At 40.7% G+C, this 21,923-nt stretch carries 18 protein-coding genes; 3 read left to right on the forward strand and 15 right to left on the reverse strand.

Features of this window, described 5'->3' with window-relative positions:
* Window positions 1–45 precede the first annotated feature (45 nt).
* Window positions 46–252, forward strand: coding sequence for a zinc ribbon domain-containing protein (locus ACWGXJ_RS25890; RefSeq protein WP_014600317.1), 207 nt, complete (start codon window positions 46–48; stop codon window positions 250–252).
* 520 nt (window positions 253–772) lie between these two features.
* On the opposite strand, the gene ACWGXJ_RS25895 is transcribed toward ACWGXJ_RS25890, so the two are convergent.
* From ACWGXJ_RS25895 to ACWGXJ_RS25910, 4 genes are all read right to left on the reverse strand, one after another.
* The gene (locus ACWGXJ_RS25895) at window positions 773–1,798 is read right to left on the reverse strand and encodes a hypothetical protein (RefSeq protein WP_452568064.1); all 1,026 of its coding nucleotides are present in this window, start codon (window positions 1,796–1,798) and stop codon (window positions 773–775) included.
* Window positions 1,720–2,301 carry a DEAD/DEAH box helicase gene (locus ACWGXJ_RS25900; RefSeq protein ID WP_452568065.1) on the reverse strand — a complete coding sequence of 194 codons (582 nt, stop codon included), beginning with the start codon at window positions 2,299–2,301 and terminating at the stop codon, window positions 1,720–1,722. Before ACWGXJ_RS25900 ends, ACWGXJ_RS25895 begins: the two co-directional genes overlap by 79 nt.
* 105 nt (window positions 2,302–2,406) lie before the next feature.
* Window positions 2,407–2,649, reverse strand: coding sequence for a hypothetical protein (locus ACWGXJ_RS25905; RefSeq protein ID WP_452568066.1), 243 nt, complete (start codon window positions 2,647–2,649; stop codon window positions 2,407–2,409).
* 294 nt (window positions 2,650–2,943) lie between these two features.
* The gene (locus ACWGXJ_RS25910; RefSeq protein ID WP_452568067.1) at window positions 2,944–7,656 is read right to left on the reverse strand and encodes a fibronectin type III domain-containing protein; all 4,713 of its coding nucleotides are present in this window, start codon (window positions 7,654–7,656) and stop codon (window positions 2,944–2,946) included.
* 431 nt (window positions 7,657–8,087) lie between these two features.
* On the opposite strand from ACWGXJ_RS25910, the gene tnpA reads away from it, so the two are divergent.
* Together tnpA and ACWGXJ_RS25920 are read left to right on the forward strand one after the other, a co-directional pair.
* A complete protein-coding gene (gene tnpA / locus ACWGXJ_RS25915) occupies window positions 8,088–8,486 on the forward strand; it encodes an IS200/IS605 family transposase (protein WP_452568068.1) in 399 nt (132 codons plus the stop codon).
* A gap of 5 nt (window positions 8,487–8,491) precedes the next feature.
* Window positions 8,492–9,571: an RNA-guided endonuclease InsQ/TnpB family protein gene (locus ACWGXJ_RS25920; RefSeq protein WP_452568069.1), complete on the forward strand. Its 1,080-nt coding sequence runs from the start codon at window positions 8,492–8,494 to the stop codon at window positions 9,569–9,571.
* A 978-nt stretch (window positions 9,572–10,549) separates the two neighbouring features.
* Here the strand turns inward: ACWGXJ_RS25920 and ACWGXJ_RS25925 are convergent.
* The 11 genes from ACWGXJ_RS25925 to ACWGXJ_RS25975 form a co-directional block, all read right to left on the reverse strand.
* A complete protein-coding gene (locus tag ACWGXJ_RS25925; RefSeq protein ID WP_452568070.1) occupies window positions 10,550–10,975 on the reverse strand; it encodes a prepilin peptidase in 426 nt (141 codons plus the stop codon).
* Window position 10,976: 1 nt separating this feature from the next.
* Window positions 10,977–13,313 carry a CARDB domain-containing protein gene (locus ACWGXJ_RS25930; RefSeq protein WP_452568071.1) on the reverse strand — a complete coding sequence of 779 codons (2,337 nt, stop codon included), beginning with the start codon at window positions 13,311–13,313 and terminating at the stop codon, window positions 10,977–10,979.
* Between the two features lie 13 nt (window positions 13,314–13,326).
* Window positions 13,327–14,229, reverse strand: a complete 903-nt coding sequence (locus ACWGXJ_RS25935) for a copper amine oxidase N-terminal domain-containing protein (protein WP_452568072.1) — start codon at window positions 14,227–14,229, stop codon at window positions 13,327–13,329.
* Between the two features lie 266 nt (window positions 14,230–14,495).
* A complete protein-coding gene (locus ACWGXJ_RS25940) occupies window positions 14,496–15,182 on the reverse strand; it encodes an SAF domain-containing protein (RefSeq protein ID WP_254348856.1) in 687 nt (228 codons plus the stop codon).
* A gap of 20 nt (window positions 15,183–15,202) precedes the next feature.
* Window positions 15,203–15,637, reverse strand: coding sequence for a hypothetical protein (locus ACWGXJ_RS25945; protein ID WP_254348855.1), 435 nt, complete (start codon window positions 15,635–15,637; stop codon window positions 15,203–15,205).
* Window positions 15,637–16,071 (reverse strand): DUF4320 family protein, encoded by a 435-nt coding sequence (locus tag ACWGXJ_RS25950; RefSeq protein WP_452568073.1) that lies wholly within the window; start codon window positions 16,069–16,071, stop codon window positions 15,637–15,639. Before ACWGXJ_RS25950 ends, ACWGXJ_RS25945 begins: the two co-directional genes overlap by 1 nt.
* Window positions 16,072–16,073: 2 nt before the next feature.
* Window positions 16,074–16,340 carry a hypothetical protein gene (locus ACWGXJ_RS25955; RefSeq protein WP_452568074.1) on the reverse strand — a complete coding sequence of 89 codons (267 nt, stop codon included), beginning with the start codon at window positions 16,338–16,340 and terminating at the stop codon, window positions 16,074–16,076.
* 19 nt (window positions 16,341–16,359) lie between these two features.
* On the reverse strand, window positions 16,360–17,259 hold the full coding sequence (locus ACWGXJ_RS25960) for a hypothetical protein (protein ID WP_254348852.1): 900 nt from the start codon (window positions 17,257–17,259) through the stop codon (window positions 16,360–16,362).
* Between the two features lie 16 nt (window positions 17,260–17,275).
* Window positions 17,276–18,160 (reverse strand): type II secretion system F family protein, encoded by an 885-nt coding sequence (locus ACWGXJ_RS25965; protein ID WP_254348851.1) that lies wholly within the window; start codon window positions 18,158–18,160, stop codon window positions 17,276–17,278.
* Complete coding sequence (locus tag ACWGXJ_RS25970; protein ID WP_452568075.1) at window positions 18,157–20,247, reverse strand: ATPase, T2SS/T4P/T4SS family; 2,091 nt, start codon at window positions 20,245–20,247, stop codon at window positions 18,157–18,159. Before ACWGXJ_RS25970 ends, ACWGXJ_RS25965 begins: the two co-directional genes overlap by 4 nt.
* Window positions 20,231–21,874, reverse strand: coding sequence for a hypothetical protein (locus ACWGXJ_RS25975; protein ID WP_452568076.1), 1,644 nt, complete (start codon window positions 21,872–21,874; stop codon window positions 20,231–20,233). The genes ACWGXJ_RS25970 and ACWGXJ_RS25975 overlap by 17 nt, the downstream gene beginning before the upstream one ends.
* Window positions 21,875–21,923: the final 49 nt, after the last annotated feature.

The following is a 21,923-nucleotide window of genomic DNA, read 5'->3' on the forward strand; positions in this document are numbered from 1 at the left end:
GTATTATAATACAAAACGCGAACGCAAATATGGAGGTAATTAGAGATGAATGAACAAAAGGGATGCGTGAAATGCGGCAGCCGAAACGCCAAGACGAAAGAGGTGGCCATGACTGGCACGGGCCTCTCTAAAATGTTTGATATTCAGCACAACCAATTTGTCGTCGTTTATTGCGAAAATTGCGGTTATTCCGAATTTTACAACAAGCAATCGTCGATGGGATCGAATATTCTCGACCTATTCTTTGGTTAAGCTGTGTAGGCGCGTCCTCCACTCCTTGACCCATTCTTCAGGGACATCCTTAAAAATTACATCGCATCTTATTATTTTGCTTTTAATATTTTCCCACTTCAAGGAAAGATCATCCATACCCGCCTTTATGACGAATCCCACTGCCCCCATTTCAGTACTTGTTGAATCTAAAGTAGATTCTCTAACTACCGATCTCGCTAACTCTCCAACTAATTTATGAATGCCATTTTTAGTTAATTTTAAAGAAACTCAATGTATCCCTGCTTTAAATAAGGGATAAATGAGTTTATAACGCCTTAGGACCAATCAAACTAATTCAGTCTTGGAAGAATTAAAATCAAAATGACTAGGGTGACATAAGAACACCAATCTCTACTTGAACCATAAAAATCGTAAACGGGGTCACAAGTCACAGGCAAACGGTTAGAATCAAATTTTGGAAACTGTGTTGCTCTAGCCCTTGCGAGCGATTATTTAGAAACGAAACATTAGTGCTTTTCTGCAAATATAACTAGTCAGTTTAATCCACATACAACGACATAATCAGAGAATCAACTTCTTGAATAGATTGAGGAACATTACCATCCAGGAGAAACCCCAGTCCTTGTGCAGCGTTTAAAAATTCATTTGCATCAAATTCTCTTTTTATGTTTTTCAGAAATGTGTGTTCTAGATCCAAGACAGACCAACGTTTCGGATAATCAATCCATCCGTTTGATGCATGTATCACGACTTCCTCTTTATCATCTAAAACTAACACTTCAGGATATAGGGATTTCCTCTCAACAACGAAATTCCAGACATTAAAGTTATCCCCAGTGGCAATGGTTGCACTGGCCAATATAACAGTTACCTTATCGAATAGCCCATATGCCAACACTACTTTAGGAAACAGAGGCGCTGCATGCAAAACAATTTTTCCATACTGATCAGTAGTGACCCAATATGCCCATGATCTTTTCTCGACTTGTCCAATGAAATCCAAATTATCATTTGCCTCAAACAATCGCTCAAGTATCTCAGATATGGACTTAATTTTCATTTCTTTAACTGTCTTAATAAAATCCCCAAGAGCTTTGCAAATTTCCTCCACTGCAATTCTGGAATACATAAGATGGAAACCTGCTTGGTTGCCGTGATTGTGCGACATATATTGAGAAATTCCTTCGTATAGATCTTCAATTTTACGCTGGAAAGATAGGTGCATGTCATTGAGTTTAAGGCGACTCTCCACACCTAATCTCTGTACCTGATCGTGGTTAAAGAACTGGTTGAACAGCGTCTCAAATTGCTGGATGTCTACCTTTTTCTCAAATGCTTTACAGCACACATCCTCTATTTCGTGAGCTTCATCAAAAATGACAGCATCATACGTTGGTAAATTCCCATTCCCAGTCTTTTTTCTTAAGACCAAATCATTAAAAAAATACGCATGATTGGTTACAATGACATGGGCAGCGCTTAGTCCTACCCTATCGCGCTCAAGCGAGCATTCACCCGTCTTATTTTTTGAAGGACACATTTGGATGCAGATATGCGATTCCATAGCTGATCCTCAATTTCAAAACCAAATTCCGCACGATCATAAACATTTTCTCTTTCGGCCTTCATTACGATTCTCTGAATAACCTCAGCATCTTTAGTCTTTGTATCTGGTGTCATTTCACGAGCTAGAATATTCAATTTTGTTTTACATAAGTAGTGAGATTTCCACTTTATCAGCATATAGCGAAGATTCGCATTCTCCATCCGCAAAATATCTTGAACACGCGGAAGCTCTGTCTTTATAATTTGATTCATTAACGGGATGGTATGCGTACAAATAACTACCTTTTTATTGTTTTGAACGGCCCACTTCGCTGCCGGCAATAAGTAACCCAAAGTTTTTCCCGTTCCTGTTCCTGCTTCACAAAGTAAGTGTCTTTCCTCTTCCAAACATTCCCCTACTTTAGATGAGATCTGGATTTGAGGAGCCCTTGGAGAGTAGCCAGCAACAATTTTAGATAAATGACCTCCTTGTTGGAAGGTCCTTTGTATGAAACTTTGCATAAATCTAATTCCCTTCTCGTCTATCTTTTTTATGTACTAGGAGGGGAAGTCCATCCCGTTTCTGTGTGAATCCTGTTTATATAGGTGTATGAAAAGACCAGAAAATTAAGGTTTGCATTTAATAAAATGCTCTCTACAAGACGGACAAAGGTTACACATGTCCATTTCTATCATATATTCCTCGTTCTCGTGCTCGTTCACGTTAAGCATATACGCCGTTGTGGTCGCATCAAACTCATCATCAAACTCTATAAAATCCGTATCGCAGCCACACATATAACAAACGCCCTGGGGTATCACCCAACGCCCCTCCTCCAATTCATAAGCGCGAAAATCTAGATCTTCCACTGGCATTCATCCTTTCGAGTTTTTTTATTACGTGTCGATGAAAATACATAGGCGACCTTTTTGAGAACGACTATAGATGGGACAAAGAACACTTTCTCCTCCTATGAATCCAGTTATAACTGAGATATTCTCAAGAAAAAAAGCTGCTACAAATGGTGTATTGAATTATGAAAAGCATTGTAGAACCAGTAGATTGTTTCTACTGGTTCTGTAATGTAACAATCAGTAAACCTACTTATGAATCAGCTATTAAGCAAATTTGTCTCAGTTCTTACCGTAATCAAAGCCTTTTCTCTAGCTCTTTTTTTTAAGCAAATTGTATATGAGCTCAGCTGCTTCGGCTCGAGTAATATCCTGCTTCGGCCGGAAGCTGCCATCCGGATACCCTTGTACAAGGTTGTGCTCTGTTAGGCCTAGAACATCTTCTCTTGCCCACTCAACAATTTTTGAAGAATCAGAATAAACATTAACCTCCTGCGCTGGCGCAGATCTAACTACATTGTTGGTCATTTTCGCTGCCTGTTCACGGTTGATAATCCGATCTGGAGCGAATACGGTCTTACTAAACCCACGAGCTACTTCATCTTTAATAGCGGTCTTAAGCGGGTCAATATACCATGCAGTTTCGTCTATATCCTGAAAGGTCAAATTTACTAGTGGTTGAGATTCCAAATCAAGGGCTCTTACTAACATCGAAGTATACTCAACTCTGGTTACGGGCCGACTTGGTTCAAACGTCTTGTCTGTTGTCCCTTTTACGATCCCCATGTCTGCTAGCTCATTTATCTTATCTCGATTGAACGTACGATCGATGTCGTCAAAATGATTTTTCTTCTTGTTTTCAACAGCAGGTTTCTCTTCAACAGGTTGGATTTCTTCTGGTGTTTCATCTAAGGCAACGGAAGAAACTATATTGCTTTCAACCGTTTCGGGTTTGCTGCTAGTCTTCTCAGTAACCGTTTTGATTTCGGTACGTTTTCCCTGGCTATTTTCTGCCCATAGATTTGCACTATAAGTTCTACCATCCTTCAAATCCGTCCAGGTAAATCCACGTCCTTTACCTCGGTACAATTCCTCATCCTTCTCTCCTGTGAGGACAAAGATATCGTTTTTATGGTCCGATTGCCATTGAATTTCAAATTCATGCCGCGTTGTATCTCTTTTCGTAATAAAGAAGTCCGGAGATGGGTGAGTTTCCTCCACCGCTGATGTCTTTGTGGCTTCCCCACTGGTATTCAAAGGAGCTACAGATATTTTGTATACCGTGGAACTATCCATTTTATCCAGGTCATACTCCAAGTTCGTTGTGTTGCCTACAAAAATATTATCCCTATAGATATTGTAGCTATCTGCACCTGTTGTTTCGGTCCAGCTTGCTTTCATACCGGTATCCGTCACATTCTTAATTAATAAGGTTCCTTCTGCAATCGTGCTTGGCAGCGCACGGTACGTAAATGGTGTTATTTCCCCAATGCCGCTACCGTTAGCAGCCTGTACACCAAATCCATATATCACTCCAGGTTGAATCTCGGAAAGAATGATACTATTCGTAATTGTTTCCTGTTGCTGATCCATATCCCTACGGGTTACTAGATAATGGTTTGCACTTTGGGTTTCATCCCAGCTTAGCTTGATTTGACCATTACCAATCTCTTTTACTTTTACATTTTGTACTTGTGAAGGGATAGTCAGCATCTTACCTGTTGTTGGAGGACTGAATCCGCCACTATTTCCGCTACTTACTGAAAAATCATAATTTGTCCCACCAGATAATCCAGTAACTTTTAGCTTAGTTTCAGTGCTGTAATAAACTTGGCCATCTATTTTCACCTCGTAAACCGTGGCACCATGTGCTGGCTTCCACATAAGAGTTGCACTATGCTCACCGATATCTGCAACATCAGAAAGCGCTACGGATTCTGGTGCAGTCAAAGCAGTGATAGTATTGTCTTTTCCAACACCACTTCTGTTAAATGCCCGTATTTTGATTTTTACAGGAGTACCAGGCGCCAAACCTTCGAATGTATACTGATTGAAACCACGAGGAAGGCGAATATCTGAATCGTCATTTACATTAAGTAAATAGCCATCCGCCCCATTTACATCCTCCCAGCTCACACCAACGGAATAAACATCGCTGCTTACTCGGGTCAATGTTGTAACTTGGCCTGGTAATGTAATGATACCTAGTTTTGAGTAATCGCCTGCCCCCGTTTCATTCACAGCTGACACTCCATAGTTATATTCTGTCCCAGGACGAAGGCCGATGTCGCTATACTCGGTGTAGACATCTTGGTATACAGATGCTTGGCCTCGCTCCAACTCGTAATAGGTTGCAGTCGTAACTGTATTCCATTTCAGATCTATCCCATCTTCATAAACAGTAGCTTCTCGGAAACCTCCGGGGGTGTCTGGTAGGCTCAAAAAGGAAACGTGCTTCATTGCCCCTTCTCCGCTCGCATTCACTGCTGAAGCTGAGATATCATACATTCTTCCAGGCTCAAGACCAGTTATCGGATTATAAACGTCCTGAGTTACCGTATCCTTAAATATGATTTGGCCAGTCACTACGTCAGTTGCAGCAATATTATATTGATCAGCGGAATACACTGGCGTAATGTCAGCAGTGATCCGCGCAGGTGTACGCGAAGCGGTATGCACCTGAATATTCTCCGGGGCATCCGGCAGTGTTAGCACACTAACGCGGTTCGAATAGGCATTGTTCCCCACATGATTAATAGACTGGATCTCATATTCATATGTGTGGCCGCCCTGCAAGCCAGTATCCTGGTACGTATTCGTCGGATGACTGACGTCCCACACCTTTCCTGTTGTTAAATTCCGAACTGTATAGGTGTACCCATCGGTCAAACCAGAAGGTAATGTCCACTCTAATTCGGCCTCGGAATTTTTGACAGACAGCACAGACAATGTCACTGGCTGCGGTTGGTTCTGAATCCGCATCACCTGGCTCGTTGTTACAAATGTATTTCCAGCCCGGTCACTTACTTTAGCGTGTACATACCACTCTCCTTCATCCACTATGTTTAGATCCATAACAGAATGATCTGCTGTATCCCAAACTTCAGGAGTATCAGAAGAGTTTGTAACTTTGTATTTCATGGTTGCTGGGTCTACTCCAGCATGTAGATCCTTATAGCTCACTTCTACATTGATAGGAGCATCTCCCCAATCCCTTGTATCAGGGGTCATTCCAATGCTTGGTGCTTCCATATCGATATAGGATGTAATAGACACAGGATCAGATCGGTTTCCTGCGGCATCTACAGCTTGTGCCGTAATTTTCGTAATACCAGAATCGTTTATCATTCCGGCAGAGCCGATTTGATAACTACCTGAATTGACCTGATATTCATAGTGTATGTCAGAGGTATCAGTACCCCCCGAAATTTTGAACTGGATCGGCTTATTCGTATACGTAGTTGGTGCCGTCACTTCGGATACGGTAATCACCGGAACCGTTGGTTTAGTGCGATCAATCGTAACCGTTTTTGTAACGATTGGGCTGGAGACATCCAAGTTGTTAATCGTTCTAGCTGCCAGCTCATAAACTCCTTCAGCTGTTACCATAAACGGTCCGGTGTACGGTACCCATGCTGCTGCCGGGCTTTTCCGATACTGAGTTAACTTAACACCATAAACAGGATCAGCCCCCGGTTCTAGAGACACCGTTATGTTATTAGCAGTTGGCCCTACTTCATTTGGTTTTATTACTGGGGCTGCTGGCCCTTTTTTATCGATCGTTAGCTCATTCTTTATTTCCGGGCTAACATTGCCAGCTTGGTCTATAGATCGAGCATATACGGTACTCTTCCCATCCACTTGAACCGGAAATGAACCATCGTATTCCTTCCAATCCTGACTTATTGCCCCGCTGATGCGATACTGCGTATGAGCCAGTCCAGATAAGTCATCATTGCCTGGTTGGAGGGTTACAGTATATCCGTTTCCATGAGAACCCGCTGGATTAATCGTCGGTGCTGTAGGAGCTACTTTGTCGATATATATACTAATGGAAGACTCAGCACCTGTTCGTCCATCGTTGTCCACTGTCCGTGCTGTCATGGAGGTTATGCCATGATTTTGGATATTGACTGGTCCGGTATAATTGGTCCAATCCTGATTGGTGGCTCCGGCAAGCTTGTATTGTGAACCACGTATACCTCCTCCGGTGTCTGCTCCGTGCTGTACCGTTACAGTAACATCCGTATTGACATACCCAGTACGACTTGCGTAGAAAGCGGGTGCTCCAGGAGGAGATCGATCTATGCGAGCGAGGGCCGTCACTTCAGAGCTGCGGTTATAGTTATAATCTACAGCTCTGGCATAAATCGTTGTGTTTCCCTCATTCGTGATTGTCAGACTATCACCCGGTGTCCAGTCTTGGTTTGTTGCTCCCTCCAACCTGTATTCATATCCACGGAGTAGTTTGTCGTCGGTACTACCAGTGATATTCACCTGCACATTTCCACGAGTTACTTCGTTTGGTGTCAAATGAATAGTTGGTTTTGTAGGAGGAATATTATCGTATGAATAAGGGCCCTCGGTGATTTTTAACTGGATATTATAAAATTGAGAAGTCGATTTATTGGATTCAAATTTATAGTATCTTACGTGAGTTACTTCTGGATTTCTTGGATAAATTATAGTCCCGCCACTCGAACTCACTGTATTGGCGTATTTAAATATATTTTCACTTTCCTTATACCAAGTAATCCCATCCTGAGAATAATACTCAGTAATCCAGGTAAAGTCACCCGGTGCAGGTGGTGTATATACGGTAAATTCTCTTACTATATTAAAATCTTTACGATCAAAACCTGGTGCCCCTAAATCGAAGGTATAACTACTACCCACATTAGTCACTTTCCAACTTTGCCCTATATAATATGAAGCTGCTGCTGCCTTCTGTGGGAAAATAGGTACAAATGAGGCTATTAACACTAAGGCTAGCATTACGTTTATCCATTTATATTTGAATCGCAACTCATGCAATCCTCCTTTTTAACTCTTGTATCCTTAATTCCAGACAAAGAAATAATGAACTTATTGCTATATAATTAATTAGTTAGCAAATAAAAAAATAATCGATATCATTACAAAAACATTGATGGTACACAAACCTGCTGATGAAAAATAAATGAATGGAGCAGGATTAATGTGCTCACAAAATTGCAAGACAAGCATTATGTGTAGCGATTGATGTTAACATTGATAATCTTTCTCCCCCTCTTCCAATCAAATTAACAAAATGCGCTCGCTATCTAATTGATTAGTTATCGTTTTAAAAAAATTATAGGTTGCGGCGTAAAACCCCTTTTTTAGATATGGGGATGTAAGCCGGCATCATTGAAAAACTTTCATTAGATACGTGAATACTATCTATTATTTTGGTATACTTTTCTTGAGGTGAACACATGTCCAGAACAGTAGACAGCAATAACAATGTGGTGTACGACTGCAAATATCACGTTGTGTTCTGCCCGAAGTATCGGCGTAAGGTGCTTACGGCTCCAATCGACGCAAGGCTAAAAGAACTACTGGAGAGCAAGGCCAAGGAGTTGAACGCCAATATCCTTGAAATGGAGATTATGCCCGACCACGTGCATATTCTTGTTTCGTGCGATCCTCAGTTCGGCATCCATCGGATAGTGAAGCACCTTAAAGGCTATACGTCCCGCGTGCTTCGTCTGGAGTTCAAACGGCTTACGTCTCGGCTCCCCTCACTATGGACGAACAGCTATTTTGTCGCCACAGTCGGCAGCGTATCGCTTGAAACAGTGAATCGGTACATTGAGCTACAAAAGGAGCGTTGACGGTAGTGCTAATTTCTTACAAATTTCGGATGTATCCGAACAGAGAACAGCGTAAGGCGATTGAATTTACCGTAGAACGTTGCCGACTGCTGTACAATCGTTTGCTAAACGAGCGTATTCATGCTTACCGAGACGAAGGCAAGAGCCTTAACTATTACAGTCAGGCGAACACGTTTAATGAGCGTAAAGCGGCGATTCCAGCACTCAAGCAAGTTCACTCCCAAGTATTGCAGGACGTTGCCAAACGCTTAGACAAGGCGTTTCAGGCTTTCTTCCGTCGTATTAAAGCTGGAGAAAAGCCCGGGTTTCCTCGCTTCAAGCCAGCCACGCAGTATGATAGCTTCACGTTTCCGCAAGGCGGCTATAAGCTGGAACGTAACAAGCTCAAGCTCTCTAAGATCGGAGATGTTAAGATTAAGCTGCACCGTCCAGTGGAAGGCAAAATCAAGACTTGTGCGATCATCCAGAAGAACGGCAAGTATTACGCTTGCCTGTCAACGAAAATCGAACCGAAACAGCTTCCACAGTGTACGGATGCCGTTGGCGTTGATCTAGGTGTTAAGACGCTTGCCGTTACGTCTGACGGTGAATATTTCGAGTCGCCTAAATGCCTCCGCAAGTCGGAAAAGCATATCAAACGTTTACAGCGTTCCGTCAGTCGCAAGAAGAACGGCTCTAACCGCCGTAAGAAGGCTGTACGCGTTCTCGCCCGGCTACATGAACATGTAGCCAATCAGCGCAAGGATTACTCCCATAAAGTTAGCCGCCAGCTCGTAAATAGATACGGGCTGATAGCGTTCGAGGACTTGAACGTTCTCGGTATGATCAAGAACCATAACTTAGCAAAGAGCATCGTAGACAGCAGCTGGAGTCAACTTGTCGCATTCACCTCCTATAAGGCTGAGAGCGCCGGTAGAATCGTGAAACGAGTTGACCCTCGCAATACATCTCAGCTTTGCTCTAATTGCGGTGAAATCGTTAAGAAGCAGCTCAAGGATCGGGAACATCACTGTCCAGGCTGCGGATTCATAGCCGATAGAGACGAGAACGCAGCTGTTAACATCCTTAAACGAGCAACCGCCTAAAAACTTTTGGCTCGGATGGAGCCTTCGGGGAGAGCGCCGCATTAGCGGACTCGTTGAACCGAGAAGCCCATAGCTTTAGCTATGGGGAGTCATCACATAGTTTAGGAGATACATTATCATTGACTTAAAGCTTGTTTCGTCCTCTGTATTCAGAAAGTCCCGAGCTCTATTCCCGGCTTTAAACAACATCACTCCTATGACAATGGGAAGGATTCCGATCAGGCCTAGATAAGGTATGGCTAAAGAGATAATGATAAGTAAGGCTAAAATTAGCACTCCACCTACAATTAACATGAAACCTAAGTATCGGCTCCAAAATGAAAATCGTTCTAACAAGTTTTCACTTGTCTGGTCATCCAATCTTTGTCCTCCTTCCGTCAAGCTAAAGAGCATATATAACGCTATCTAATTAATTAGTTATCGAGTAAAAAAATTACCGGTATCTATACCGAATAAATGAGTGAGAGCATATCATATTAAATATTTTCCGCGTAACCGTAAGTGTGAACACATTCCTTAAGTTGAAACAGGTCTGGAAAATCGTCGTGATAAGAGTTAAGACACCGTTTTTACCCCACTTTTCTAGCATCGTAAGATCAGATAAATCCCCATTTATTTTGGTCAGACTAATCGTTTCCCCATAGATATTGGCATGTCCAAGGGAAGTGAGTTTATTGATCGCTGCTTTCCGTGACCCCAGCAATGTATTACGGTTTGCCCAGTATCCAATTAATATGGATGGTGAGAAATGAAGAAGAGTCCGTTTTTCGTTAATAGAATACTCATACCAGCAATTTAATCTCTTCGAACTTCTTTTGGAGTTAACAAAATACAGTAAATTGAAGACCGTGACAAATAACACCATTAGAATCACTCGAACGTAATCTAAAAGGCTTAACAGCAGGATATATAGAGCGAGATCTAGGAGCTTAAAAAGCACCTTTTGATGTAAAAACGTTTGATTTCTCCTCCTCTTTTTTATTCAAGAAAAATTCGTAGATAAACGACTACTAATTCACCAAAACATAGATAAGGAACAAAGGCAATAGGATTCAGGTTCTTCTTCATAATTCGATAGCATAAAACAAGTAGATTAGAAATGATGAGAACAAACGTGGTTTCCATAAAACCCACTGTTAATCCCAACCACGCGATCAGCTGAATATCTCCTCCACCCATTCCACTTTTACTAATTAGGGAAAGGACCCATAAAAAAACACCTATCGTTAATGCTGAAATAATATAGGTACTTATTGGACTTGGGGAATATACCAACCTCAATGCAATACTACCTAGTACAGAACAGATTACCCAAGATAGCGGAACTATTCGGGTTCTTACATCCTGAATGCTAAAGATATAAAGAATACATACTGTGTAGGCCATTTGAATATATGGCCACATTTTAGTTCCTAGACCTTACATTTTGCGTATCATCATACATACCACCGAAAATTCTTATCTTGTTGGTAGTACATGCAATAAGTTTGCCTTTTGAACCTTCAGCCGTGACATAGACCTTAACGGTAACGTCACCATCCGACCAGTCCTTGTCCGTATAAACTTTACGTTCCATAACTTTAGTGCCATCTAAAAAGGTGCCTTCTATTTTGGGAAGCTCCCAAACGGCAGTTCCGGTGTTTCCACCACTTGTTCGTTCTAACTTTATCGTTTTGATGTAATTGCCGCTACGATCATAGAACTTGGCAATAGCTTCACCTGGAGTAGGTCCAATATAGGTACCACCAATTGGGCGCGCAGTTTCGTTGAATCCTCTTGGTACTTTGGTTTCCCAATCTGTTGAATAGTTCGTCGTGACCTTTAGCTCATAGCCATACCCTGCCCTTGTCACTTCGTTTGCTTTTAGCCCATTTTTCTTGGCATACGGAATAATGGCCCAGCTACCACGACTTTCCCGGTCACTTTCTTTCGGATGCAGCGGATCGGTTTCAATACCTTGTTTTGTATTGACTTGTGTACTCACGTTCAGATGCTCCGAGTAATTTACCCATGCTGTTGTCCAAAGAGGCCTGTTTACCTCAGCAATTTCATAGATATAACGGTACGGTATTGTCCATGAAGTTTTGGCAGTTGATTGATTGCTGGATGAATTACAATCCGAAGATGATCCTGAATTGTTTGCAATAACCGTACACCCGGTACTTGCGATATTATTACCTGGATTTACGTCCGGTACCTCATTTACAGGATCTACTTGAACAGTTATGTTGTGCAATCCAACTTCTCGCCCGGTCCAATTCACGGGTCCAACCGAAATTGGTTTATTTGCCGGCATATCCTTACGTACTTCATAAATCGTGTCATCATCAGCAGTAATACGGATCATAACCTGTTTTTGATCTTCTTCACTTACGTTTTTCACCTTCGCAATAATGCTTGCTTGGCTGTTTTTTCCGATATGTGAAGGGGTGGCGGTTATAGATTGCGCAACTAGATCAATGGGCACAAGTTTTACCGTAAAATCTGCCTTGATCTCATTATTACGATAAGCTACATCGGGAACTTCTGTAGCTCTTGAGGGATGACTTGGATTGTTCGCAAAGGCATCTACCGAAATTTTATATGTTCCGGGGGTTCGCCCAACATATACCTTGCCCAAATAATGACTAAACTCTTGTCCGGTTTTCACGGTTGCCGGGATTCCGCTATTGTACATTTGTTCAAATTTCTGAATTCCGGATTCAGGCCCTTTAACAGTAACTCGCGCAATGTTAGGAATTCCACGGCCATCAATATGATCTCCGGCTTTAAACTCTTCCCCAACATATTTCCACTTCAACCAAAGCTGGTTGCCTTCAGTTAGTGTTAACTTGGTAGGGATGTAGTCCATCTCTTGCGGCATTTTGGGAAGATGAACGGATTTGATTGCAGTTCGACCATATCCATCATCTACAACGATATCAATGTCTTCCCCAAGCTGATCCGCAAGCTCCTGATATTTCAGTTTCAAGGTTTTACTTTGAGTAGCAGCTGACGTATGGATCAGCTTTCCTTCATTTAAACTAATAGCGTTTTTTAAATCCGGAAATGCTCCTTTTTTTGTAGCTACAATCCGTACGTCACGCTCTGATACTCCATAAGTTTTCATTTCGACATTCAAAGAACCAGCTGCGGCCGTCGCTTTGAGCTCGGGCCACTTCGTTACTTCATATATCGCTTGTCGGTTACTTTCACTAATTTTTTTGGTGTTAGTGAACTTGATTCCCATACGTTGTACAATCCCTGAAGTTCGAAGGAATTTGCTTAATTCGACACTGTAGTAAAACTCATTTCCTGGTTTGAATATTGGATCATCAGCAGACTTAATAAATGTTTCACGAAAGTACGCCCTCTGCTTGGAGCTCATTTTTTGTTTATCTTTCATAATAGAATCAAATAGGTCACCTAAAGCAGCCTGACTCTTAAATACCAATCCAAAACCATTTTCCTTATCGAATTTAGGATCGTCGGCTTTCCTTTTAACATTAAAAACATCGTAATTACTAATATATTCGGACTCACTGTTTGGAAATTTGAAAACTCCGGTCCATTGTACCAACTCCCATGGTCTAACTACTCTATTTCCTAAAGCTGGGATATAGCCTTCTAAAGCAGAACCATTCTCACCATAGTCCCACCCATATGAATATTTATTTAGCATAGCGTGGGACCCAGCAGCTGATACATTTGAAGTGAAACTAAATACAAAGATAAGAAAGATTAGAATAGTTAAGCGTTTCATTTGCTACTCCGTTCTATAAGGACTGAGCAGCTGTAATAACTTTTGTAAGAGTAGCAGCAGTCTCTATTACCTTATTATTTTTAAATACAGTATGTTCTACGATAGGCTCCGTCGAATCTGAATAAGCTCCTGAAAGCCCTTGGCTCTTATTATCGAGATACAGAGCATAGTTCTCAATATGGTCTTCTTTTGCATAGATTTTTGAAAAGGTAAGACCTCCTACACCGTAAGGGTATGAGTATGTTTTACCAGGAGTTAGTTTTGTAGTCTTACCGTTTCCAAAAAATGTAGCTGTAGAATTTTCCGGAACAGAGAATGTTACCTTTCCATTTGCAAATTTGATGTTGTTCTTGAAAAGGGATTTACCTAGGTCGGTTTTCTTTTCCCATTCAAAGTCTTTGAAGTAACCTGTATTTGTTGTATCTTCATTTTTTTTCGGTTCTTCTGGCTTCTGTTCAGGATCTTTTGGGTCTTCAAGTGTAGCAGTGGTGCCAGCTGTTGTAATTGTTACCAGGTACTTTTTGCTGTTCCAATCTACCTGTGCTCCAAGTGCTTCAGATACAAAACGCAATGGCACATAAACACGCCCCTTTTGTAGGCGCGCCGGCACATCCAAGAAAATTCTTTTTTCTCCGCTAGTAACAATAGAAGTATTGACCTTCATGCTGATATTTTTAGCGTTTTGTTTGATCAATACCGTGCGATTTTTGTAATCTACTTTGGCTCCCAATGCTTCAGAAACAAATCTTACCGGAATCAGTACCCGGCTTTTCTCCAATAGTGGTTTACCATCGGGAAAATTTACCTTTTTAGCATCGACGGTCACGGTAACTTCTTTACTAGCAGCAGAAGCTACTTGGCCCAGACTAGAAACTATCAAAATCATTGCGAACATCATCATAAATTTTTTCTTCATTTTTAAAAGCTCCTTTTGTTTTTATTATTTTAATTCTACGACATTAAGAAAAATATCGCTAAATAACAGAAATTAAAAAGTGTGACTTTAAGATTACACCTCTTTCTATCTAATTAATTAGTTAATGTTCCTTAAATCACACTTTACAACAAAAAAAAGGAGCTGTCTAATTTTTACACATATATTGGTAAATAAAGTATCGTGACGATCATACTGGCAGCTGGGGAAACTCATCACCTGCCAGTATGATCGTAGGCGATGACTTTTTACTTGGTTTTGACCCCTGCAGGACCCAGATAGATTTTCCCGTCCTCTTGGTACTGCACCAATTTCTTATAGACGCTAATAGTTGGAGCATTAACAATAACCAAAGAAGTTAAAGAACTTCGTCCATCTTGGCCAGGTTCAGTTCCTTCTGAATTTTCTCTTCCAACTACAACTAATCCGGCCAAATCAGGATCATCGTCTGGTCCAATCACGCGACCAGATCCGCCATCTGCCTTGATGTAAGCAACCGCATCAACGATGACTCCGGGTTTTATAAAACTACCAGTAGCTTGTGATTGATCAACTTTTATCCCTACAAAGTGATTTGGCTTTTTAAGGTCCAGGGTTTCTCCAAACGTTGACTTGGCACTTGTTGTAATACCAGACTTAGATATGGGTTGATCCTTATAAAATCCAATGGCTGAAGTATAATAATTTTTCCCTTCAACATCATCCATATTCCGCACCGGATCACTTGGAAGCTCGCTTTTTACAACATCACGATATTTGAGCATGCCTTTCAGGTTCTGGTTAGGACCAATATTCTCTGTAACCACAACAACCTTTTCAGTCTCGGTGCTACTATTCACCATGTTTACAGCTATGAGTACTATAACACCGGATATAATCAGAGCTGAAAGAAATATACCTATTCTTCGTATTTTAGGGTTCCACAATTTGTTCACAACTTAATTCCCCTCTTTTGCTATTTATATTCCGCGTAATAAGGTGTCTGCTTCACGATTTCAATAGGGTAGTCTGTAAGTCCGATAATTCGACCCGATACCATTGCAATTTTCGCTCGATATATTGCAATTACACGGGGAGCACCATCACTTCTATACTGTAATCTCACTTCTAAATGACCGTCTTTGAATACACGGTTACTTAAATTCGAATCTAGCTTCATATTAGAAATAAGAAACCTGCGTGCATTACTTTCTAACTGATCCGGTTTCAACAGGGTTTTTCCCATTACATATGAGCTTTCGTCTGTTGAAGCGATGATACCAGAAATGATGGACTTCCCTAAGCTACGTTTAGCAATTTCTGCCCCCGCATATGCTGTACCAATATCCAAGGAAACAAACAAAGAAAACATTAAAAAATAAACTAAAAAAATCATTTTAACAGGGCTCATTAAGGAGTTCCCCCTGGCCGAAAATAGGTTGCAACTTTCCCGTCCGCATCTGCAGGAATTGGAAAGGTTATCTCTCCAATCCCCATTGGCTTGAGGGATCTCATGGTATACGTGATGGATGCATTTAGCTCAACGTGTCCATCTCTCTGTACCAATTTAGGAGTCCCGGTAATTGTAATTTTGGTAACATCAAGCCCCTGTGCCCTGCAAAGATCATAAAAATATGTACGAAGAGTGGAATCAAACCCACCCTCCGCTTGTACTTGTAGAAATGTCTCGTCCACAGCGACTGCTAATTTTCGTTTATCGCTCCAGATTCCTTCGATATCTGTCCATAGAAATGTGAATACCGAAAAAATTAATATTCCAAGCATAATAAATATGCCTGTCATTTCTCCACGCTGGTTAAAACTAGCTTTAAATCGTTTAACCATTGTTACATCACACTTTTGATTTTGTCTTCGATAATGTTCCAAAGGTCGGGCATAAATTTTTTCATCAATACGATAATAGCACCAGCTACAACCACAACACCTAAAATCCAAATCATACTCCCTACGCTAGTTTGTCCTTTTTGGTTCGTAAGTGTTGAAATTGCCCTTTGCCCTATTGCATACGTTTTTTGGATAATCTTAGTACTTCTATAGTTCAATTTTTCCGCCATAACATCTGTAACCTTGACCAATTGATTAGATAATTTCATTTATAAATCCCCCATTAAATTAGAATGTGTGAAGCAAGTCTGAAAATATACTTACAAAGCATATAATGACAGAACCTATAGCCATAAAAATAATCCCTATTGTACTCAATTTGACCCGCTCAGGTTTGGACTTCGTATTCTCTTCCATTGCGGTTCTTCGCAGCTTCAGCATTTCTTCACGGATTTCATCTAAATGTACCTTGCCTTCTTCATATCCAGAGTTGATACCGATCTTAATAGCCGTAGCAAAAGGAAGCATAATAGGAATCGTCGTTTCCCTCGCAAAAATCTCAATCGCCATTCCGGGCTCCATATGTTGCAAGTTACTGTTCAGCCGTTTCAACAACAGCTTCATCTTCTGTCCGCAGCGTTTCTCCATTTCTCGGAAGACGGTAACAAATGATTTCCCTGACTCTAAAGCCATATTCATTTTATCTATAAATTTGGGTAAATCCTTAGTTATCTCTCGTTGCATAGAGGTAAAAGATGCTCTTACATCGCGGATACCCTTGATTAAAAAGATGACCACAAATACGGGAACCGCGGCATAATAACTCTCAAGTAAAAAACAGAGAAGAAAAATAGGTGAAGATAGAATGAGGGCCTGTAATAATTTGATTGCAAGCATTTCTTCAACACTGGCATACTTCCCCATCACTTCGATGTTTTGTTTCATATTTTTCCCCAAGAGCCGATCTATTCTGAAAATCGGGTTTTGAGTTATTTTAGGAAGAATCTTTTCACTCAACCAGAGTGTAGCCTTTCCTTTTTTAAGTCGTGCTCGTTCTAAATCAGATCGAGTTACATTTTCCGCTGCCCTGGTATATTGAGCCTCTTTTTGGAAGTTTGGCACAATTTGATGTATACCTAATAGTAAAACAGCGAATAGAGCAAACCCGAGCATATAGATCCATATCAATGATATTCACCTCCCTTCATAGTTCTTCAAGATTGACAGCCAACCACTCATCCGACTTCACAAGCACAAAAACGGAAGCAAGTACAAAAATAGCAATGTACATCTGGCCCAGGAAAGTATCCAGAAATACGTTCGCATTTCCTGTATTCATGGTAGAAAGAACGACAGGCACGAACCAAGCCAAAATAATAACTATTACAAGCTGGCGTTTGTCCTTCTTTGATTTAATTTGAAGGTCACGAATCATTGTGTTATCTAAACTGAATTCTTTCGTTGTTTCCTTCAGGCTTCTAATCGATTGCTCATGAAACCCTTCTTGCTCAGCCATTAAAAGTTTTTCACAATACTCCGTAAATCTTTGTACTTTTATTTTTTTTTGAGCTTCTTCTAAAGTTTTATCCAAAGTGAAACCTAAGGTAAGATCATTTAAAATTGCCTGAAATACTAGTTTAGTTTGACCGTACATATCAGGAACCGCTTGCTCCAGAGCACTAAGAACTGATGCAAAATCGATAAGCTTACTGGTGAGCGTTTTAAGATTATCCGGTAACTCAAACATAATTTCTTCCCGTTTGGAGCGTTTCACTTTCCCAATAATATATTGGGGAAGCATAAAACAAAGGATTACACCAATGACAATAAAAAAGTAGTTCTTTGTAACAAGTGAGATCACGATCCCGCCAATACCAGAGAAAAGAGTTATTCCTACAAATTCTTTTAAAGATATTTGTATTCCGTTATGACTAGCTTCCTCCTGGACCTTGTCATAACCTAATATTTTGAGCAACCTATTGTGTTGTGCGTTATAGGTTTTATTTTGTTTAACATTTACTTTAGGCAGAATATAGCTGAACGTCGCTAACCATATAAACAATAGAAGTAACGGAAGGGCTGTTATCATACTGCTTCTTCCTTCAGTGGTTCACACCAGCGATCAATCACGGCCTGTGACGCCCCGTTTCTGATCATCTTATTTCGCATATTTTTTAGCGACCCTACCCTTTCAAATAACTTTGTTTTAAAGTTGTAAACAAAAATAGGGTTAAGAATTGGTTGATTACGCTCATCGAATCCTAACAGTTCAGCGATTTCACTTTGTCTTCTAATACCAAAATCATTGACATTATATCTAACTAAATCAATGGAATCTCCGACTTGAGACGCAATATCCGGTGTATTCCCCGCCAGCTGGAAGAAACGAACAACCGTCATTTTGGCATCATTCGCATGTATAGTAAAAGTTACATTACTACCCGTGTTAGCTGCCTCTAACGCTTGTCGCGCAGCTGCATGGTCACGGACTTCACCGATGATGACCCAATCAGGATTTTGACGCAATGTTATTTTAGTGATTTTAGCAATATCATACCGGCGACGTTCGATTTCATGTTCTTTAACAAAAAATGAAACAATATTCGGATAGTTGAGGTAGGCTTCTTTCTTTTTGAGCATCATCTCCTCACTATCTTCGATCGTTAATATTCGAGTTAATGGATTTAGATATAATGGAATCCGTTGAAGCCCCGCAGTCTTACCAGCATTTACAGAGCCACCCGTAATTTCATTAACGCCCAGTGGATATATATCAGCGTTAAATTCATCTATTTCCTCACTTATGTTGCCATACGCGATACAAGCTTCCGAGGTATACACATCGGGCGGGAACTTTCTAATGGATACAACTGGAAAATCAGATGTTAATCCACCACGATCCCGATCAGCAACCACATTAATACGGAACCCACCATATTGAGAGTCGAGAACCGGATCATTCGCTGTGAGTGTTTTCCCCATAGGGATTAGCATTTTATTGATGATGGCATAGATGTGCTCTTTGTCTTCGAACTTCACTCGGGTATCGAGCTGATCAACATGGTTAATCTCAGACATGACTTCGTCCGGCCCATTGATCTCAATGCTAGAAGTATTGGGATCATCTAAAGCTACTTGAAGTGGTCCCATTTGGGTGATTTCAGTTTGAACTTTTTGAATGATAACATCTATACTGGCTGTAAATTTATAGGTAGTTTGTTCACGGATATAGTCTGCGATGTGATGCTGTATAATTCCCCGCTTTTGGATATTCGTAAAGGATTCAATAAATTCATCAGCGTGTTGTGATTTTAAGACTTGGCGAGTTTGGTCAACTAACCTTTTTAATTGTTCGGACTCCCGGATGTTGAGACTAACACCATTTCCTCCTTGTAGAGAGGATTGATAGGCTATGTGTTCTGCTGGGTTAATCACACCAATATGTTGAGAAAAAGTTGTAGGTTTCTGATCCGAAATTTTTGAAATTACTTTTTTGTCTAGATTACAAATAAACGAAGTGAGTTCATCCTTTTTCCATACTTTTTCTGGAAGTGCCAATTGAAAATCGCTGTATAGGATAACTTGATCTTCGACACCATACGTAGGCAATTTTTTTAACGTCTTATAAGAATGCGGCAAAGCTACAAGGGACTGAACCTGAACAATGACGCTATCAGCGTGTCTTAGGGCACCAAAACTCATAGGATGGAATAATTGTCCTTGCAGAGCATAAATAACTAAATCATAAGTACCAAGTAAACCCTGAGCCAGTTGTTCCGGTGCTTGTAGAGCTGTCTTTAAGTTCTCCATTTTGATCAATACAGGTATATCAGCGCTAGTTTTTGGATGAGCTGCTACACAGTCAACGCCTTCAACAGTAGTGATATATGTATCTAGCGTTTTAACATCACCGCGATCCATATCTAATAAATATTGATCTACGCTTTGCTCTTTTAATATCGTGTCTGGATCTTCAATCCGCGAAAGCAAACGAGGTAATCCAAGACACGGGAATTCAATAATGACTGCTTTTTTCTGGGTGACTCCCATCCATTTTTTCGCTACTGATAATGCTGTTTCAGTAGTATCTCCTGAATTCGGGTCGAAAATGGAAACAACAATTGGCGGCTGTTCTTTAATAGTCGTAATCTTATTCTTTTTAAATCTTCTTAACATTGTTCACCTCAAAAATTGTGTCATATAAGGCATGGTCAACATCACTCAATGGATCGGGGCATAATGATCCCATATGTAGCGTAATCCCGAATTCTTTTTGTTGCTTTTTGGTCAGCATTTCGGATTCGATTTTACGAAAACTACGCTCATCAGTGAGGTTCATAATAATTTTTGTGCCTGGCAAAAAGTGATTATCATGTAGCTGCTCGACTGCATCCGTCAATCTATCAATATCCCATTCTGCGGAACCAGCAATCAGTAATTTAAAGTTTGCACGAGCATACTCCTGAACCTGGGCAGTTAAGTCCCCTTCTTTCACGAGTGCCCCCAGATCCAAAACAGCAGCATCATATTTATTACTGAAAATGATTTTTAGATACTCCGTACATTTTGGGTAAAAATCAACCCCTCCAAACTGAAATGGGTTTTGTCGTGAGTGATTCATTTTCCAAAATACAGCTTCTTGACCTAACTCAAAGCAAGCAACCTTCTTATGCTTCTTGGCCAAATACATTGCACATTGAATAGCCTGATTTGTGGTACCAACCCTTCCATTCATTCCGGCAACTCCAATGACCATGGTACCGAATCCAGAAAAAACAGAGATATCATTTGCACTCGTTTTAGATTGGTTCTCTTTCCTGACCTTACTTTTTTTCTTTGGAGATGGCTGGCTCCTATTATTGCTCACCTCCTTCTCGGAAAGGCTTTGAACATTCTCTGCTCGAGTTAATCGAAGAAACTGCTTCAGCTTGCCGGGGTCGGAAGCAGCTTTAGGATTTTCAACTTCTGAATCACTGTTCTCAGTTAGAATCCTATTATTTTTCTCTTCTGTTTTAACTTCAAAAGAAGCTGCCTCACCAGTCTCATTAATCTCTTGAGAGTGTGAATCCATCGTTTGGTTTATGACTTCCATGGGTTGCTGGTTGGTCTGTTCTTCGATCGTTCTTATACTCTCTTTTTCAGGAGCTTCAAGTTCTTGTTCAGAGACAATTTCTACCTCTTGCTTAGGTATTACAAATTCCTCTTCGACTCTATCCTCATCAAGAAACTCAGCAGGTCCTGGCTTGACTGTCCTTGTTGCGTTATTCTCTAATGGTTTGTTAGTGTGCTTGAAAGAAGCGAGGATTTGTTTCAACATCCCAGTCTCCTGAACCTTACTTGACTCTGTATCACTTCCATGCTCAGCAATAGTTGATTCTGCCGTGCTTGATAGAGCCTTCGCCACCTCTTTCGTGAGTTCTTCGTTAGCAGGTTCAACGATCACAGCACTGCTCCCGAACAACAACCTCTCCAAGTCGGAGATACTCGGGTCTCCATATGCAGTACACTGAACGTTTTCGGCCGCCAAAGAATGAAGAAATTCATCCTGATCACTTCTATCATGAAAAAAAATGATTTGCGGTCTGGGTGCTTCATTATTCAATCTCTTAACACAATTCAAGAATTCGGCGTCTTCATCGAATGCATTATCCATTACGATCAAAGTATCTGGTTGTGCTGCTTCCCATTGGGGGATAAAAAAATTAAAATCTTGAATATCCCCGACCACCCTACAGCTTTTCAATTCGTCTGTTATCCACTCAACCTCTGTCTTATCTATGGAAACTATAAAGACACGCTTCATCACACACTTCCTTTTCATAAATTGCCTAAAACATTAATGATGGACCATT

This window comes from Paenibacillus sp. S33, from assembly GCF_053615415.1.

Coding starts and splice junctions, on each gene's coding strand:
- ACWGXJ_RS25890 (WP_014600317.1), top strand. CDS start 46: ATGAATGAACAAAAGGGATGCGTGAAATGCGGCAGCCGAAACGCCAAG.
- ACWGXJ_RS25895 (WP_452568064.1), bottom strand. CDS start 1,798: ATGGAATCGCATATCTGCATCCAAATGTGTCCTTCAAAAAATAAGACG.
- ACWGXJ_RS25900 (WP_452568065.1), bottom strand. CDS start 2,301: ATGCAAAGTTTCATACAAAGGACCTTCCAACAAGGAGGTCATTTATCT.
- tnpA (WP_452568068.1), top strand. CDS start 8,088: ATGTCCAGAACAGTAGACAGCAATAACAATGTGGTGTACGACTGCAAA.
- ACWGXJ_RS25925 (WP_452568070.1), bottom strand. CDS start 10,975: ATGTGGCCATATATTCAAATGGCCTACACAGTATGTATTCTTTATATC.
- ACWGXJ_RS25930 (WP_452568071.1), bottom strand. CDS start 13,313: ATGAAACGCTTAACTATTCTAATCTTTCTTATCTTTGTATTTAGTTTC.
- ACWGXJ_RS25935 (WP_452568072.1), bottom strand. CDS start 14,229: ATGAAGAAAAAATTTATGATGATGTTCGCAATGATTTTGATAGTTTCT.
- ACWGXJ_RS25945 (WP_254348855.1), bottom strand. CDS start 15,637: ATGAGCCCTGTTAAAATGATTTTTTTAGTTTATTTTTTAATGTTTTCT.
- ACWGXJ_RS25950 (WP_452568073.1), bottom strand. CDS start 16,071: ATGGTTAAACGATTTAAAGCTAGTTTTAACCAGCGTGGAGAAATGACA.
- ACWGXJ_RS25955 (WP_452568074.1), bottom strand. CDS start 16,340: ATGAAATTATCTAATCAATTGGTCAAGGTTACAGATGTTATGGCGGAA.
- ACWGXJ_RS25965 (WP_254348851.1), bottom strand. CDS start 18,160: ATGATAACAGCCCTTCCGTTACTTCTATTGTTTATATGGTTAGCGACG.
- ACWGXJ_RS25970 (WP_452568075.1), bottom strand. CDS start 20,247: ATGTTAAGAAGATTTAAAAAGAATAAGATTACGACTATTAAAGAACAG.
- ACWGXJ_RS25975 (WP_452568076.1), bottom strand. CDS start 21,874: ATGAAGCGTGTCTTTATAGTTTCCATAGATAAGACAGAGGTTGAGTGG.